Raw genomic sequence first — 13,419 nt, forward strand, 5'->3', positions numbered from 1 at the left:
GAGAAGCGCTACGCGCCCAGGCTCTTGCCGGCCGAGCCGAGCTGCTGCGTCGCCTCGACGACGCGGGCCGCCATCGCGGACTCGGCGATCTTGCCCCACGCGCGCGGGTCGTAGGCCTTCTTGTTGCCCACCTCGCCGTCGACCTTCAGGACGCCGTCGTAGTTCTGGAACATGAAGCCGGCCACCGAGCGGGTGAACGCGTACTGGGTGTCGGTGTCGATGTTCATCTTCACGACGCCGTTGGCGACCGCCTCGGCGATCTCGGCGTCGGTCGAACCGCTGCCGCCGTGGAAGACCAGGTCGAGCGGCTTCGCACCGGTGCCGAACTGCGCGGCGATGCCGGCCTGGATCTCGCCCAGCAGCTCGGGCTTGAGCTTGACGTTGCCCGGCTTGTACACGCCGTGCACGTTGCCGAACGTGAGCGCGGCGATCCAGCGGCCCTGGTCGCCGAGGCCGAGCGCCTCCACGACCTGCGCGACGTCGCCCGTCGTGGTGTACAGCGCGTCGTTCGTGCCCTCGTGCTTGACGCCGTCCTCCTCGCCGCCGACGACGCCGATCTCGACCTCGAGGATCGCGTTGATCGCCTTGATACGGGGCAGCAGCTCCTTGGCGATCTCGATGTTCTCGGCCAGCGGCACGGCCGAGCCGTCCCACATGTGCGACTGGAAGATGGGGTTGCCGCCGTCGGCGACGACCTGCTCGGACGCCTTGATGAGCGGCAGCACGAAGTCCTCGAGCGCCGGCTTCGGGCAGTGGTCGGTGTGCAGGGCGACCGTGATCGGGTAGCTCTTCGCGACCTCGTGGACGTACGCGGCGAAGGCGAGGGCGCCGGTGGCGCGGGCCTTCACGGTGTGGCCGGCGAAGTAGTCGGCACCGCCCGTGGTGACCTGGAGGATGCCGTCCGAGCCGGCCTCGGTGAGGCCCTGGAGGACCGCGTTGACCGACTGCGAGCTGGCGGCGTTGATGGCGGGATACGCGAAGCCACCGGCCTTCGCGCGGTCCAGCATGTCGGCGTACTGCTCTGGGGTGGCGACGGGCATGAGTGCTCCCTTTGTAGATGCGGGCGTCAGAGGGAATCCTACCGAAGCCGAAAATCGTGAGTCGGATGCCGGCGGCCGGTGCTGCCGGGGAAAACCGCGTCCCTGACAGCTGTGAAAGAAACAGGATTCCTTCATGCGTGATCGTGTGAAAAGTCCCTCAGAACGCAGCGATTGCTGGCTAGGCTGACCGCATGGTGAGCCTGACCGCGGATATGAGTCCTCTGCACCCCGACCGAAATCTCGCGCTGGAGCTGGTGCGGGCGACCGAGGCGGCGGCGATCCGCGCGGTCCCGTTCATCGGACGCGGAGCCAAGGAGGCCGCCGACGGCGCGGCCGTCGACGCGATGCGGGCCTTCTTCACCACCGTCAACTTCGACGGCACGATCGTGATCGGCGAGGGCGAGAAGGACGAGGCCCCCATGCTCTACAACGGGGAGCGTGTCGGCAACGGCCGCGGCCCGCAGGCGGACGTGGCGGTCGACCCGATCGACGGCACGTCGCTGACCGCCGCCGGCCGCAACAACGCACTGTCGGTCATCGCGGTGTCGGACCACGGCACGATGCTCGACGCCTCCAGCGTCTTCTACATGGACAAGCTCGTCACCGGCCCCGCCGGCGTCGGCGTCGTCGACATCCGCCTGCCGATCGGCGAGAACATCCGCCTGCTCGCGAAGGCGCTCGGAAAGCCCGTCGACGAGCTCGTCGTCTCGGTGCTGCACCGTCCGCGCCACGAGCAGCTCATCGACGAGATCCGCGCGGCGGGCGCCGGCACGCGGCTGATGAGCGACGGTGACGTGGCCGGCGGCATCAACGCGGCACGGCACAACGCCCGCACCGACATGTGCGTCGGCATCGGCGGCAGCCCCGAGGGCATCGTCACCGCGTGCGCCATCAAGGCGCTCGGCGGTCACATCCAGGGGCGCCTGTGGGCTCGCGACGACGACGAGAAGCAGCGCGGCCTGGACGCCGGGCTCAACCTCGACGGCTACGTCTACGAGGCCGACGAACTCGTCAAGGGCAACAACACGATCTTCGTGGCGACTGGGGTGACCGACGGCGCGCTCGTCGCCGGCGTCCGCCGCGAAGGCGGCTACGTGTACACCGAGAGCGTCGTGCTTCGCGGCGCTTCGGGTACGCTGCGACGCATCTCGTCGGAGCACCTCGTCTCGAAGTGGCTGTGACGTGTCGACGGGGTTGCTCCTGGGGCTGATGTGACGTGTGATGCTGCTGTGACTGTTTCGTCTCCCCTGCCGCGGGGAACTCTGGCAGAATCGACATGGTGTCGAGGGGGACACGAAGGTGTTCCTGACGCAAGGAGTTGACGATGTCTGCGCAGTCCGGTGACTCGTCGCAGCCCCAGACGGGCGCGCATGCTGTGGTCGCGAATGCGATCGATCCCGCACGTCGTCCCGACGTCCTCTTGCGCGTCCGGCGTGACGAGGGCCACGAGATCAGCGCCTGGTGGATGATCGGCGCGTTCGTCGGCGTCTCGGCCGCAGTGATCCTGCTGCTGAGCTTCGTCCCCGGCGGCGCGTGACCCGATCGCCCGCGTGGGCGCGGCCGGCGGGTGCCGGTCAGTCCTCGCGTGCGGCGATCCGACCGCGCACCTCGCCGAGCTCTGCGGTCGCCGCCGGCGGCTCGGGGGCCGGTGCGGCGGTCTCGAGTCCCGGGAGCGTCTCTTCGAGCAGCTCGGGTGCCGTGAGGCGGCGCGGACTCTTCTCGATCGTCGACGGCTCGCTCACTGCGTCGAGCTTGGTCGCGTCGATGCCCGGGAACTTGCGGGCGCTGACGAGCACGCGCGTCTCGAGCGAACCCGCGAACCGGTTGTAGCTGTCGACCGTGCGCTCGATGGCGCGGCGCAGATCGTCGGCGTGGGAGGCGAGGGAGCCGAGCCGCTCGTACAGCTGGTTGCCGAGGTCGAACAGCGCACGCGCCTCTTGTGACACGTCCTGCTGGGTCCACGTGTAGGCGACGGTCTTGAGCACGGCCCACAGGTTCACCGGCGACGCGAGCGCGACCCGCTTGCCGAACGCGTAGTCCAGGAGCGCCGGATCCTCTTCGAGCGCCGCCGCGAGCAGCGACTCGCTGGGGACGAAGCACACCACGAACTCGGGGCTCGACGACAGACCCGCCCAGTATGTCTTGCGGGCCAGCGCGTCGACATGCGCGCGCACCGCCTTGACGTGCTTCTCGAGCAGGCTCTGGCGCCGCGCACCCTCCGCGCCCTGCGCGGTCAGCGGGATGGCGCTCGCCTCGAGGTATGCGTCTAGCGGCACCTTGGCATCGACGGCGATGGCCTTGTCGCCGGGGAGGCGGATCACCATGTCAGGGCGCCCGGCGCCGGCATCCGTCGTGATCGACGCCTGCAGGTCGAAGTCGACATGACGCGTGAGACCCGCGGCCTCGACGACGCGACGCAGCTGCGTCTCGCCCCATACGCCGCGGGTGCTGCCGGAGCGCAGTGCGCTCGCGAGCGACTCGGTGGTCGCCCGCAGCGCCTCGTCGGACTCGTGCGCCCGACGCAGCTGCTCGGCGAGCGTGCCGAACTGGGTGTGCCGATCGCGCTCGAGGTCGTCGACCTTGGCGTGCATGGCGGCGAGCGTCTCTTGCACCGGCGCGAGGGCGCGCAGCACCGACTGCTCGCGGCGCTCGCGCTCTTCGCGCGCCGCCTGGTCGTGCCGTGCCTGCCCTGACAGCTCGCGGTACAGCAGCTGCTGGTGCTCGAGCTGCGCCTGCACGCCGTGACGGGCGGCCTCCGCACCCGCCAGGCGCGCGGTCAGGTCGGCCTGCTCGCGCGCGCTGCGCGCCGCCCCGCGGGCGAGGCCCATCGCCCATCCGGCGACGGCTCCGAGCACGAGGGCGACGATCACCACGACACTGACCACGACTGCGTCCATGCCCACATCGTGCCCGAGGCCTCCGACATCGCGACGGCCGCGGGCGCGCATCCACTCGTCCGTCCTCCTCGCGGCGGTCCGAATCTCGGACGATCGCGTCGTTTCCGGACCCCACGGGCAGAAAGCTCCGGAAACGGGCTCATCGTCCGATATTCGGAGCGCCCAGGAGAGAGGGTCCAGGGGAGCGAGCCGGGGCGCCCAGGGGAGCGAACGGGAGGGCCGCGCCGTACCGGCTCGCAGCCGAACGGGAGGGCCGGACCGGACCCGCGCCGTTCGGGGGCTACGCCGCGAACGACACGGCGGGGGCGTCGGCGGTCGCGATCTGCGACACCCGGACGCCGACGGCCTCGGCGAGCTCGGCGATCGAGCCGGCGCCGACACGGTGCGCGGCATCCACCATCACGTGGGCGCAGGCGAGCGCGTCCGCTGTCGCATTGTGGTGGGGGAAGTCGGCGAATCCGGCCTCGGCGGCCACGAACGGCAGCCGGTACGAGTCGAGCCGGTAGACCTTGCGTGCGACCTGCAGGCTGCACGCGTAGCGGTACGGCGGGTACTCGTCGCCGGTCGCATCGCACGCGCGCTTGATCACCGCCATGTCGAAGCCGGCGTTGTGCGCGACGAGGACGTCGTCGCCGGTGAACGCGACGAGGTCGGCGAGCTGCTCGCTCCAGCCGGCGGCGTCCTCGACATCTTCGGGCTGGATCCCGTGGATGCGCACGTTGAGCTCGAAGAACACGTCGTGGCCGGCGGGCGGGCGGATGAGCCAGCCGGTCTTGTCGACGATCTCGCCGTCACGGACCCGGACGAGCCCGACGGCGCAGGCCGAGGCGTTGCTGGAGTTCGCCGTCTCGAAGTCGATCGCGGTGAAATCCAGTGCCACGACTTCAGATTCACCCGGCGGCGCCGGGAACCCGGGAAGGCGCGCCGCATCCGGGCATCGTCATAGGGTCGGAGCATGGCCAGTCGCGAAGAGATGTCGTTGTCGTTCGGAGCCGCCGCCGGGGCGTACGAGTCGGGCCGTCCGGACTATCCGCGCGAGGCGGTGGACTGGATGCTGGAGCCCGTGCGCCAGCACGATCGAGCGCTGCGGGTCGCTGACGTGGGCGCCGGCACCGGCAAGCTCACCCGCACGATCGTCGAGGCGGGCGCGGAGGTCGTGGCCGTCGAGCCCGATCCAGAGATGCTCGCCACGCTGCGCGAGAACGTCCACGGCGTGCCCACCTTCGTGGGGACGGCGGAGCGGATGCCGCTTCCCGACGCGTCGGTCGACGCGGTGCTGCTCGGCCAGGCGTGGCACTGGGTCGATGTCGGGCCGGCGTCGGCCGAGGTCGCCCGGGTGCTGCGCGCGGGCGGTGTGCTGGGCCTCGTGTGGAACATCCGCGACGAGTCCGACCCGTGGGTGGCACGCCTGACCGCGGCGATGCACGGCAGCCATGCCGAAGAGATGCTCGCGGGCGACGGGCCGCGGGTGGCCGCGCCGTTCGAGGGGCTCGAAGAGCGTCGGTGGCAGTGGACGCGGATGCTCACGAAGCCGGCACTCCTGGACATGGTGGCATCCCGCAGCTACATCATCACCGCGACCGAGGCCGAGCGCACCGAGATCCTCGCGAACGTCACCGGCCTGTTCGACGAGCGTGTCCGCACCGAGGGCGCCAGGGCAGAGAGCGGCGTCGAGACCATCAGCCTGCCGTACGCGACGCGTGCCTACCGCGCCATCCGCTCCTGACGTCGCTCCTCGTCGTCACGCCCGGACGGCGCCGATCACGTGCCACGGGCCGCTGCGCTCCCGGTAGCGCGGCTCGAAGCCGCGCTCGCGCAGCACCTCGATCATCGCGTCCGGCGCGTGCGCGAACGCGCGGTACGGGTTGCCCGTCACCGTGTACCAGCCGTTGATCAGGCGCGCCATGAGGCGGGTGCCGAGACTGTGCGTCGGATGACTGAACACCACGGCGCGGTTGCCGCGTCCGGCGGCCGCGCCCAGCAGCCGGCGGTAGTCGGGGTAGCAGCACACCACGCGGTGCAGCACGACGATGTCGGCGCGCTCGACGGCCTCGGGTGTGCCGGCGAGGTCCACCCCCAGCACTCTCGTCGCGCGGTCCCGCAGCCCTGCCTCGTCGAGCAGACGGGCGGCCTCGGGCTCGTACGCCGAGGAGAGTTCGACGTTCGTCGCGTGCGCCGCGCCGCGTTTGAGCGCCTCGAGCTGGATGTCGCCGATCCCGCCGCCGATCTCGAGCACCGACGCGCCGTCGAGTCCGACGGATGCTGCGAACGAGAGGATCAGCCGGGCGCTCGGCGTCAGCCCCTCCGTGCGATAGCGACGGGCGAGCCGGCGTGCGAAGCGTTCGTCGAACTCGCGGTCGTAGCCGCTCGGCGGCTGCGGGGCGCAGCAGTCGTCCATGGCGCCAGTATCGCCGCGCCGCGCCGGGCGGGCAACGGGTGGGCGTGCGGACGACGACGCCCTGAGGCACGGCGCCGATGCTCCCGGACCGCTGGCATGTCGACCCCGCTGACGGCACCGGGCGGGTGAGGCATCCCGCCCCAACTAGACTGGATGCCCGTGGCTCTCACCATCGGAATCGTCGGACTCCCGAACGTCGGCAAGTCGACCCTCTTCAACGCCCTGACCAAGAACCAGGTGCTCGCGGCGAACTACCCGTTCGCGACGATCGAGCCCAACATCGGCGTGGTAAACCTGCCCGACCCGCGGCTCGACACGCTCGCCGGGATCTTCGGCTCCGAGCGCATCCTGCCGGCCGCCGTGTCGTTCGTCGACATCGCCGGCATCGTGCGCGGTGCGAGCGAGGGCGAGGGGCTCGGCAACAAGTTCCTGGCGAACATCCGCGAGGCCGACGCGATCGCCCAGGTGGTGCGCGGCTTCGCCGACGACGACGTGGTGCACGTCGACGGCGCGGTGAACCCGCAGAGCGACATGGAGACCATCAACGCCGAGCTGCAGCTGGCCGACCTCGAGACGCTCGAGAAGGCGATCACGCGGTACGAGAAGGAGGTCCGCGGGAAGAAGCTGGACCCCGTCGTGCTCCAGACCGCCGTCGATGCCCGCGACGCACTGCAGCGCGGCGAGCTGCTGTCGGGGTCGAAGATCGACCTCGAGCCCATCAAGGAGCTCGGCCTGCTCACCGCGAAGCCCTTCATCTTCGTCTTCAACGTGGACGAGGCGGTGCTGACGGATGCTGCCCGCAAGGCTGAGCTCGAGGCCCTGGTGGCGCCCGCCAAGGCCGTGTTCCTCGACGCGAAGATCGAGTCGGAGCTGATCGACCTCGACCCCGAAGAGGCCGCGGAGCTGCTCGCCTCGACCGGCCAGGACGAGTCCGGTCTCGACCAGCTCGCCCGCATCGGCTTCGACACGCTCGGCCTGCAGACCTACCTCACCGCCGGCCCCAAGGAGGCCCGCGCGTGGACGATCGGCAAAGGCTGGAAGGCCCCGCAGGCCGCCGGCGTCATCCACACCGACTTCGAGAAGGGCTTCATCAAGGCCGAGGTCATCTCGTTCGATGACCTCGTCGAGACCGGGTCGGTCGTCGAGGCCCGCTCGAAGGGCAAGGCGCGCCTGGAGGGCAAGGACTACGTCATGCAGGACGGCGACGTCGTGGAGTTCCGCTTCAACGTCTGATCGCGACGACCGTCACACCGCCGCGTCCGGCAGTCGCGGGTGGTCCGGGATCGGATAGATCCCGACCGCGAAGCCGTGCACGACGTCGCCGCGGCGGGGGAGCGTGTCGAACTCGTCGACGAGCGCCTTCATGCGCTGCCAGAACTCCTGCTTCTGATCGTCGTCGATGCGTGCATGGCGGATGAAGCCCCACAGCTCCCCGGCGGCGAAGGCCGGGCCGGACTCGCTCGCTGCGACCTCGAAGTCGTTGAAGTCGTACGGTCGGGGGTCAGCGGAGCTCTCCGGCCCGTCGAGCGCGACGGTGAACATGCGTGCCGTACGACCGTAGAACGCCTCGTCGACCGCCCGGATCCGACGCGTGCGGACGACGCGGACGAGCCCCGTCTCGGCGAGCACCTTGACGTGATGGGCGACGGTGCTCTTGGGGCGCCCGATCGCCGCGCTGAGCTCCGTGACGCTCGCGGCGCGTTCGTGGAGCAGGCCCAGGATCGTGTTGCGCAACGGGTTGCCGAGCGCCCGCACCTGCTCCGCCGTCGTCAGCACACGGCGGTCGTCGAGCTCGTAGTCGGGCGTGTTGCCTTCCATGGACGAACATACTAGCGTTCTCGAACGTACGAGTTTCATGGATCATTCGCGAGAGGGAAGCATGTCCGAGATCGTCCTGTTCCACCACGCCCAGGGCCTCACCGACGGGCTGCGCGCCTTCGCCGGCGAGCTGACCGCCGCGGGTCACACCGTGCACCTGCCCGACCTCTTCGACGGGCACACGTTCGGCGATCTGGAGGCCGGCATCGCCTACGCGCGCGCGATCGGCTTCGGAACGCTGCTCGAGCGGGGCGTCGCGGCCGCGGAGAGCCTGCCCGCGAACGTCGTCTACGCGGGGTTCTCGATGGGCGTGATGCCCGCGCAGAAGCTGGCGCAGACCCGGGCGGGCGCGGTGGGAGCGCTGTTCTTCGACGCCTGCCTGCCCGTCGAGGAATTCGGTGCCTGGCCCGAGGCGCTGCCCGCCCAGGTCCACGGCGGCCTCGACGACGAGTGGTTCGCCGAGGACCTCGAGGCCGCCCGCGCGCTCGCGGACTCGACGCCGCAGGTCGAGCTGTACCTGTACGCGGGCACGGCGCACCTGTTCGCCGATGCATCGCTGGCGTCGTACGACCCGGCGGCGGCGGGTCTGGTCGTCGAGCGCACGCTGACGTTCCTCGCCGCGCGCGGCTGAGCAGACCCGCCGTCGAGGTTGTCGCCGGCGAGCAGGCGGCGAGCAGATCCGCGTAACGTAGATGGCCGGGGCCCGCGTTCGTCCGAATGCGCGCGCCCGGAGCACGTACGCCACGCGAGAGGAACCACCTTGGCCGACACCCAGATCTTCGAACCCGACGGCCGCGCGATCCCCTTCGTCGACGAGGGAACCGACAGCGGTCCCGCCGTGGTGCTGATCCCGGGTCGCGGCCTGAACATCAGCTACCTGGGCCCGCTCGCCCACGCGCTGATCGAGGAGGACTTCCGTATCGTGCGCGTCGGGCCGCGGCATCCCTCGTCCGCGGCGGACGCCGTCGTCTCGATGCACGACCTCGCGCAGGACGTGGTCGACGTCATGGACCACATCGGCCTCGGGCACGCCTGGATCGGCGGCCACGCGTTCGGCGGCTCGGTCGCCCGTACCGTCTCGCTGGATCACCTCGACCGTGTCGGCGGCGTGCTGCTGCTGGGCGTCGAGGGCGCCGAGCAGACCGATGAGCTGAACGCCGGCGGATCCGGGATCCCGGAGGGTGCACGCGACGTCGAGGTCGACGCGATGCAGCGGGCGGCTCAGGATGCCACCCCCGACCTGGAGTGGTCGTCGCTGGCGCCCGCCGTGCCGGTGCTCGTGATCCAGGGCACGGAAGACACCCTGACGCCCGTCGCCAACGGCGAACGGCTGCAGGCTTCGGCGCCCGACCGCGTGAGCATCGTCACCGTCGAGGGCGGCGGACACCTGTTCCCTGTCACGCACGTCGGCGCGACGTCGTGGCCGATCGAGGACTACCTCGACTGGGACTGACCGTCGCACCCGTGCCGGCCTGACCTCGGCATGTCCTGGAGCGGTCAGCGTGCCGCGAACTCGGCGAGTCTCGTGCGGCCCGCGCCAATGTGCTGCCGGACGCGCGCGAGCGCGCCGACGACCGCCGGATCGTCGACGCGGTCGTCGGGGATACGAGCCGGATTGAGCGTCGTGCTGTTGCCCCACGCTCGCAGATCGGCCTCTTTCGACATCGCCAGTGAGGCGTCCCCGCCGATCACCTGCATGGCCGCCCAGCCTGCCGTCGTGTCGGCATAGGGGGACGGGCGACAGATCCGGTTCTTCTCGGAGTCGTCGTCGCGGGTGGCCTCCACGTAGCCGACGAGAGCGGCCCCGAAGCACGGGAACCCGACGCGCACCGGCTGCGGGGTGATCGCCTGCGGCATCCAGATCGGCCGCAGACCGGGATACTTCAGCCCCTCGGCGGCGCAGTGCACGATCAGCGCGTCCCCGGGGATGCGCACGTCGCCGTTCGCGAATCGGAGACGGCCCGGCGAGACCGCCTGGAGGTGGCCGCGACGGACCACGTCGTCGATCGTGCGCACGAGCTCGAGCTCCCACTGCGCGAGTGTCGGAGTCTTGGCCATGGTCGGGGTGACACCGGGGTCGATGCGGAGCATGATGCCGGCATCCTCCATCCGGAAGAAGACGTCGTCCGGGTCGGCGGACGCGGCCGCGGCGGCCATCGTGTCGGCGCCCATCGCCAGGAAGATCGCCGGGTCCGGCTGGACGACGGCCCGGTTGAGCAGCCACGGATCGCGTGGGCGCACCCAGGTGATCGCATCGGGTGCGACGCCGCCACGGAGAAGCCACACGCACGTGTCGATCGCGGTCTTGCCCGCGCCGACGATGACGTACCTCCCCGGTGCCGCGTCGATGGCTCCGAGCCCGTTCACCGGGATGACGCGCGCGCCCTCGTCGACCGCGAACGGGGGCGGCGTCAGCAAGGGGATGTCGGGCGAGAGGTACCGTGCGTCGACGACGCGCGCATGAGGGGCATGGAAGCCCGCACCGCTGAGCAGCGATCGGAAGCGGCGATCGCCCAGGTACTCGCTGCGCCCGTGGAACACGACCCGGCCGGTCGCGAGGAGGCGCTCGAGCACGCGGGCGTAGTAGTCGCACACTTCCGCGACGCCCGCACGCTCATGCAGCCCGCGCTCGGGTCCGGTCGTCTGGATGCGGCCGCCGCCGAGCAGCGTCGACGCCACGCCGTAGAACGCGGAGGCCTGATGCAGCCGGACGAACCCGTAGGCGTCGAGCCAATGCCCGCCGGCTCCGAGCCGCCGGTCGACGAGCGCCACGGACACGTCGCTGCTGGCGCCGATGAGCGCGTCGACGAACGCCATCCCCATGGCCCCCGCCCCGACGACGACGTAGTCGACGTCGACCTTCGTCTCCATGCGCTCATCAGAGCAGTGGCGCGAGCGCGGGTCAATGGGATGCCGGGTCCGGTGCGGCGGTGCGTCGTGGCGGCGCCGGTGTCGGGGGTGCCGCGTACGCTCGGTGCCATGGCCACCCTCGACGATCTCCGCGCCGTCGCCGCGGGGCTGCCGGGCAGCGAGGAACGGGCGACGACCGGCGGCGCCGCGTGGTTCGTGCGCAGCAAGCTGTACGCGTGGGAGTGTCAGCCGTGGCCGAGCACCCCCGAGGACGTGCGGCCGATCCTGGCGTCCGAACTGGTCGTGGGCGTGAAGATCGGCGATCCCGAGGACGCCCTCGCGCTGCGCGAGATGGAGCCCGACGTGTTCCTGCCGTCGACATCGAGGTGGGGTGAGCCGAAGATCGCGTTCCGCATGGCCGGCATCGACGCCGACCACTTCGCCGAGCTCGTGACGGAGGCGTGGCGGGTGCAGGCGCCGAAGTACCTGAGACGCGAGTACGACGCGTCGATCGGGACGAGCGGGCCGATCCGCAGCACGTGATGGCGCGCGCGAGCGGACAGTACAAGCACGGCAACGAGCGCGGGCGCCACCGCCCTTGACGACGATGCTGGCGCCCCGGGCTCTCGTGCGGCATCCTTCGAGAAGTCCGTCGAGGAGGATTCCGCTGATGCGCAACCCGTTCCAGATCTCGCTGCTCGTCGTCGCAGGCTTCGCGTTCGTGGTCGCCTTCATGCTGTGGGGGGTCATCGCCCAGGTCACCGACTACGCGGGGTACGACCCGTTCGAGGCGACCGTGCTCTGGGGCTGGACCATCGCCCTCGCGATCGTGGGCGCGACGGCGATCCTCGGGGTGGTGGCGATCGCAGGAGTGGGCTGGGAACTGCGGAGATCGCGAGAGCGTGAGCCGCACGACGTCGTCACGACCCGCTGAGCGCCGGGCGACGGGAAGCCGCATCACGTCGGCGGCTCACGGCCGACTCGTCGACCGTGAGCACGGACCGCCGGCGCCGCCACCGGACTGCACTCACGTGCCGGGCTCGGAGTCAAGCCCCTCGCTGCGGCAACGGCGGCGGCGGAGGGTCGGGGCAGGCGACACGGCGACATCCATCAGCTCGAGCTCACCCCGCTGGCCGCCGGCACGTGGCGGCTGTGCGACCGAAGCGTGTCCGGCCGTGATGCGCAGAGCGTCGTCGCGTACGTGGAGCTGCTCCAGGACGGCGCTTACGAGGCCGTGTGGGTGTCCACCGGTGTCGGGGCCTCGCGGTTCACCACCGTCGAGGCGATGCTCCGCGCGGCGCTGCGGCTGCTGGAGCAGTCGGTCAGCCTCGGGCCCCTCAAGCCGTCGCCGATCCCGCACCACCCCCCGGCGCGCGCCTGACGCGGTGTCGGGCCCCGGTGGCAGGATGGGCGCATGCCTGAGTCACCCGAGGTCGAGGCCCTCACCCGGTTCCTCGCAGACGCGGGGTCCGGCCGCGAGATCCTCGGCGCCGACGTGCTGGAGTTCCGCACCGTCAAGACCCGCGCGGCGCCGCCGACGAGCCTCGTGGGCCGGACGATCAGGGGCGCTGCGCGTCATGGCAAGCACGTCGAGCTGGTGCTGGACGACGTGAGCCTGGTCGTGTCGCTCGGCCGCCACGGCTGGATGCGCTGGCTCGAGGCGGGCGCACCGGAGCCCGGCGGCGACCTGCCACCCGCACTTGCCACGTTCGCGATGTCGGGTGACGTCACCCTGCAGACGACGGATGCCGGCAACTGGGTGTCGCTGGGGCTCTACGTCGTGGGCGACGCGGGTGAGGTGCCCGCGATCGCCAAGCTCGGTCCCGACCCGGCGGACCCTGCGTTCGTGCGCGCGGACTTCGATGCCGCGCTCGGTCGCCGACGCAAGCAGGTCAAGGCGATCCTGCAGGAGCAGGAGTCGCTCGCCGGCATCGGCAACGCCTACTCCGACGAGATCCTCCACCTCGCCCGCGTGTCGCCGGTCGTGCACGCGTCGGCGCTGGACGACGCGGGAGCCGATCGGCTGTTCGAGGCCACGCTGTCCACCGTCCGCGGCGCGATCGAGGCTCAGCGGGGCATCCCGATCGATCAGCTCAAGGCGCGCAAGGTCGCCTCGATGCGTGTGCACGGGCGGGCGGGCGGAGCCTGTCCGGTGTGCGCGGACACGATCCGCGACTTCGCGTTCGCGAGCACGACGGCGCAGTACTGCCCGACCTGCCAGACCGGGGGAGCGATCCTGTGACCGGCCCCACCCCTCCTGCGCAGGTAGCATGGGGAGCATGAGCACCCCGCAGCAGCCGGCCACGATCACCCTCGCTCCCGTGCCGGACGACAAGAACCTTCTGTCGGTCGTCGAGGCCGGCGACTCGTGCTGCGGCGGCGGCAGCTGCAGCATCGGCTGATCAGCTCTGCCTGA

17 protein-coding genes are annotated in these 13,419 nt (G+C 71.0%); 11 read left to right on the plus strand and 6 right to left on the minus strand.

Annotated features, from left to right (window positions below; all coding sequences use genetic code 11):
• Positions 1 to 8: 8 nt before the first annotated feature.
• Positions 9 to 1,040, minus strand: a complete 1,032-nt coding sequence (gene fbaA, locus ABEA46_RS03950) for a class II fructose-bisphosphate aldolase (RefSeq protein WP_345543053.1) — start codon at positions 1,038 to 1,040, stop codon at positions 9 to 11.
• 191 nt (positions 1,041 to 1,231) lie between these two features.
• On the opposite strand from fbaA, the gene glpX reads away from it, so the two are divergent.
• Together glpX and ABEA46_RS03960 are read left to right on the plus strand one after the other, a co-directional pair.
• Positions 1,232 to 2,221, plus strand: a complete 990-nt coding sequence (gene glpX, locus ABEA46_RS03955; RefSeq protein ID WP_345543054.1) for a class II fructose-bisphosphatase — start codon at positions 1,232 to 1,234, stop codon at positions 2,219 to 2,221.
• Positions 2,222 to 2,364: 143 nt separating this feature from the next.
• On the plus strand, positions 2,365 to 2,577 hold the full coding sequence (locus tag ABEA46_RS03960) for a UDP-N-acetylmuramyl pentapeptide phosphotransferase (RefSeq protein ID WP_191171974.1): 213 nt from the start codon (positions 2,365 to 2,367) through the stop codon (positions 2,575 to 2,577).
• A gap of 37 nt (positions 2,578 to 2,614) precedes the next feature.
• Here ABEA46_RS03960 and ABEA46_RS03965 read toward each other — a convergent pair whose 3' ends face one another.
• Both ABEA46_RS03965 and ABEA46_RS03970 read right to left on the minus strand, forming a co-directional pair.
• On the minus strand, positions 2,615 to 3,937 hold the full coding sequence (locus ABEA46_RS03965) for a DNA recombination protein RmuC (protein WP_345543055.1): 1,323 nt from the start codon (positions 3,935 to 3,937) through the stop codon (positions 2,615 to 2,617).
• Positions 3,938 to 4,217: 280 nt separating this feature from the next.
• Positions 4,218 to 4,817: a 3'-5' exonuclease gene (locus tag ABEA46_RS03970; RefSeq protein WP_345543056.1), complete on the minus strand. Its 600-nt coding sequence runs from the start codon at positions 4,815 to 4,817 to the stop codon at positions 4,218 to 4,220.
• Positions 4,818 to 4,892: 75 nt separating this feature from the next.
• On the opposite strand from ABEA46_RS03970, the gene ABEA46_RS03975 reads away from it, so the two are divergent.
• Complete coding sequence (locus tag ABEA46_RS03975) at positions 4,893 to 5,663, plus strand: class I SAM-dependent methyltransferase (protein ID WP_345543057.1); 771 nt, start codon at positions 4,893 to 4,895, stop codon at positions 5,661 to 5,663.
• A gap of 15 nt (positions 5,664 to 5,678) precedes the next feature.
• Here ABEA46_RS03975 and ABEA46_RS03980 read toward each other — a convergent pair whose 3' ends face one another.
• Positions 5,679 to 6,335, minus strand: coding sequence for a class I SAM-dependent methyltransferase (locus ABEA46_RS03980; RefSeq protein ID WP_345543058.1), 657 nt, complete (start codon positions 6,333 to 6,335; stop codon positions 5,679 to 5,681).
• A 159-nt stretch (positions 6,336 to 6,494) separates the two neighbouring features.
• Here ABEA46_RS03980 and ychF point away from each other — a divergent pair, with 159 nt between their 5' ends.
• Positions 6,495 to 7,568 carry a redox-regulated ATPase YchF gene (ychF, locus tag ABEA46_RS03985; protein WP_345543059.1) on the plus strand — a complete coding sequence of 358 codons (1,074 nt, stop codon included), beginning with the start codon at positions 6,495 to 6,497 and terminating at the stop codon, positions 7,566 to 7,568.
• Between the two features lie 12 nt (positions 7,569 to 7,580).
• Here ychF and ABEA46_RS03990 read toward each other — a convergent pair whose 3' ends face one another.
• Positions 7,581 to 8,153 (minus strand): ArsR/SmtB family transcription factor, encoded by a 573-nt coding sequence (locus ABEA46_RS03990; RefSeq protein ID WP_345543060.1) that lies wholly within the window; start codon positions 8,151 to 8,153, stop codon positions 7,581 to 7,583.
• A 61-nt stretch (positions 8,154 to 8,214) separates the two neighbouring features.
• Here ABEA46_RS03990 and ABEA46_RS03995 point away from each other — a divergent pair, with 61 nt between their 5' ends.
• Together ABEA46_RS03995 and ABEA46_RS04000 are read left to right on the plus strand one after the other, a co-directional pair.
• A complete protein-coding gene (locus ABEA46_RS03995) occupies positions 8,215 to 8,784 on the plus strand; it encodes a dienelactone hydrolase family protein (protein ID WP_345543061.1) in 570 nt (189 codons plus the stop codon).
• A gap of 129 nt (positions 8,785 to 8,913) precedes the next feature.
• A complete protein-coding gene (locus ABEA46_RS04000) occupies positions 8,914 to 9,606 on the plus strand; it encodes an alpha/beta fold hydrolase (protein ID WP_345543062.1) in 693 nt (230 codons plus the stop codon).
• A 44-nt stretch (positions 9,607 to 9,650) separates the two neighbouring features.
• Here the strand turns inward: ABEA46_RS04000 and ABEA46_RS04005 are convergent, their stop codons facing one another.
• Positions 9,651 to 11,024, minus strand: coding sequence for a pyridine nucleotide-disulfide oxidoreductase (locus tag ABEA46_RS04005; protein ID WP_345543063.1), 1,374 nt, complete (start codon positions 11,022 to 11,024; stop codon positions 9,651 to 9,653).
• Between the two features lie 108 nt (positions 11,025 to 11,132).
• Here ABEA46_RS04005 and ABEA46_RS04010 point away from each other — a divergent pair, with 108 nt between their 5' ends.
• From ABEA46_RS04010 to ABEA46_RS04030, 5 genes are all read left to right on the plus strand, one after another.
• Positions 11,133 to 11,546: an MmcQ/YjbR family DNA-binding protein gene (locus ABEA46_RS04010; protein WP_345543064.1), complete on the plus strand. Its 414-nt coding sequence runs from the start codon at positions 11,133 to 11,135 to the stop codon at positions 11,544 to 11,546.
• A gap of 127 nt (positions 11,547 to 11,673) precedes the next feature.
• Positions 11,674 to 11,937, plus strand: coding sequence for a hypothetical protein (locus ABEA46_RS04015; RefSeq protein WP_345543065.1), 264 nt, complete (start codon positions 11,674 to 11,676; stop codon positions 11,935 to 11,937).
• A 231-nt stretch (positions 11,938 to 12,168) separates the two neighbouring features.
• Positions 12,169 to 12,384 (plus strand): hypothetical protein, encoded by a 216-nt coding sequence (locus ABEA46_RS04020; protein WP_345543066.1) that lies wholly within the window; start codon positions 12,169 to 12,171, stop codon positions 12,382 to 12,384.
• A gap of 33 nt (positions 12,385 to 12,417) precedes the next feature.
• Positions 12,418 to 13,245 (plus strand): DNA-formamidopyrimidine glycosylase family protein, encoded by an 828-nt coding sequence (locus tag ABEA46_RS04025; protein WP_345543067.1) that lies wholly within the window; start codon positions 12,418 to 12,420, stop codon positions 13,243 to 13,245.
• Between the two features lie 37 nt (positions 13,246 to 13,282).
• Positions 13,283 to 13,405, plus strand: coding sequence for a hypothetical protein (locus tag ABEA46_RS04030; protein ID WP_345543068.1), 123 nt, complete (start codon positions 13,283 to 13,285; stop codon positions 13,403 to 13,405).
• The last annotated feature ends 14 nt before the right edge of the window (positions 13,406 to 13,419 follow it).

Origin of the sequence: Microbacterium jejuense (assembly GCF_039544225.1) — a bacterium.
Classification (GTDB): domain Bacteria; phylum Actinomycetota; class Actinomycetes; order Actinomycetales; family Microbacteriaceae; genus Microbacterium; species Microbacterium jejuense.

Bases quoted from the DNA above. Each gene is read 5' to 3' on its own strand.
- fbaA (WP_345543053.1), bottom strand. From the start codon at position 1,040: ATGCCCGTCGCCACCCCAGAGCAGTACGCCGACATGCTGGACCGCGCG.
- ABEA46_RS03960 (WP_191171974.1), top strand. From the start codon at position 2,365: ATGTCTGCGCAGTCCGGTGACTCGTCGCAGCCCCAGACGGGCGCGCAT.
- ABEA46_RS03975 (WP_345543057.1), top strand. From the start codon at position 4,893: ATGGCCAGTCGCGAAGAGATGTCGTTGTCGTTCGGAGCCGCCGCCGGG.
- ABEA46_RS03995 (WP_345543061.1), top strand. From the start codon at position 8,215: ATGTCCGAGATCGTCCTGTTCCACCACGCCCAGGGCCTCACCGACGGG.
- glpX (WP_345543054.1), top strand. From the start codon at position 1,232: ATGGTGAGCCTGACCGCGGATATGAGTCCTCTGCACCCCGACCGAAAT.
- ABEA46_RS04015 (WP_345543065.1), top strand. From the start codon at position 11,674: ATGCGCAACCCGTTCCAGATCTCGCTGCTCGTCGTCGCAGGCTTCGCG.
- ABEA46_RS04010 (WP_345543064.1), top strand. From the start codon at position 11,133: ATGGCCACCCTCGACGATCTCCGCGCCGTCGCCGCGGGGCTGCCGGGC.
- ABEA46_RS03980 (WP_345543058.1), bottom strand. From the start codon at position 6,335: ATGGACGACTGCTGCGCCCCGCAGCCGCCGAGCGGCTACGACCGCGAG.
- ABEA46_RS04025 (WP_345543067.1), top strand. From the start codon at position 12,418: ATGCCTGAGTCACCCGAGGTCGAGGCCCTCACCCGGTTCCTCGCAGAC.
- ABEA46_RS04005 (WP_345543063.1), bottom strand. From the start codon at position 11,024: ATGGAGACGAAGGTCGACGTCGACTACGTCGTCGTCGGGGCGGGGGCC.
- ABEA46_RS03965 (WP_345543055.1), bottom strand. From the start codon at position 3,937: ATGGACGCAGTCGTGGTCAGTGTCGTGGTGATCGTCGCCCTCGTGCTC.
- ABEA46_RS04030 (WP_345543068.1), top strand. From the start codon at position 13,283: ATGAGCACCCCGCAGCAGCCGGCCACGATCACCCTCGCTCCCGTGCCG.
- ABEA46_RS03990 (WP_345543060.1), bottom strand. From the start codon at position 8,153: ATGGAAGGCAACACGCCCGACTACGAGCTCGACGACCGCCGTGTGCTG.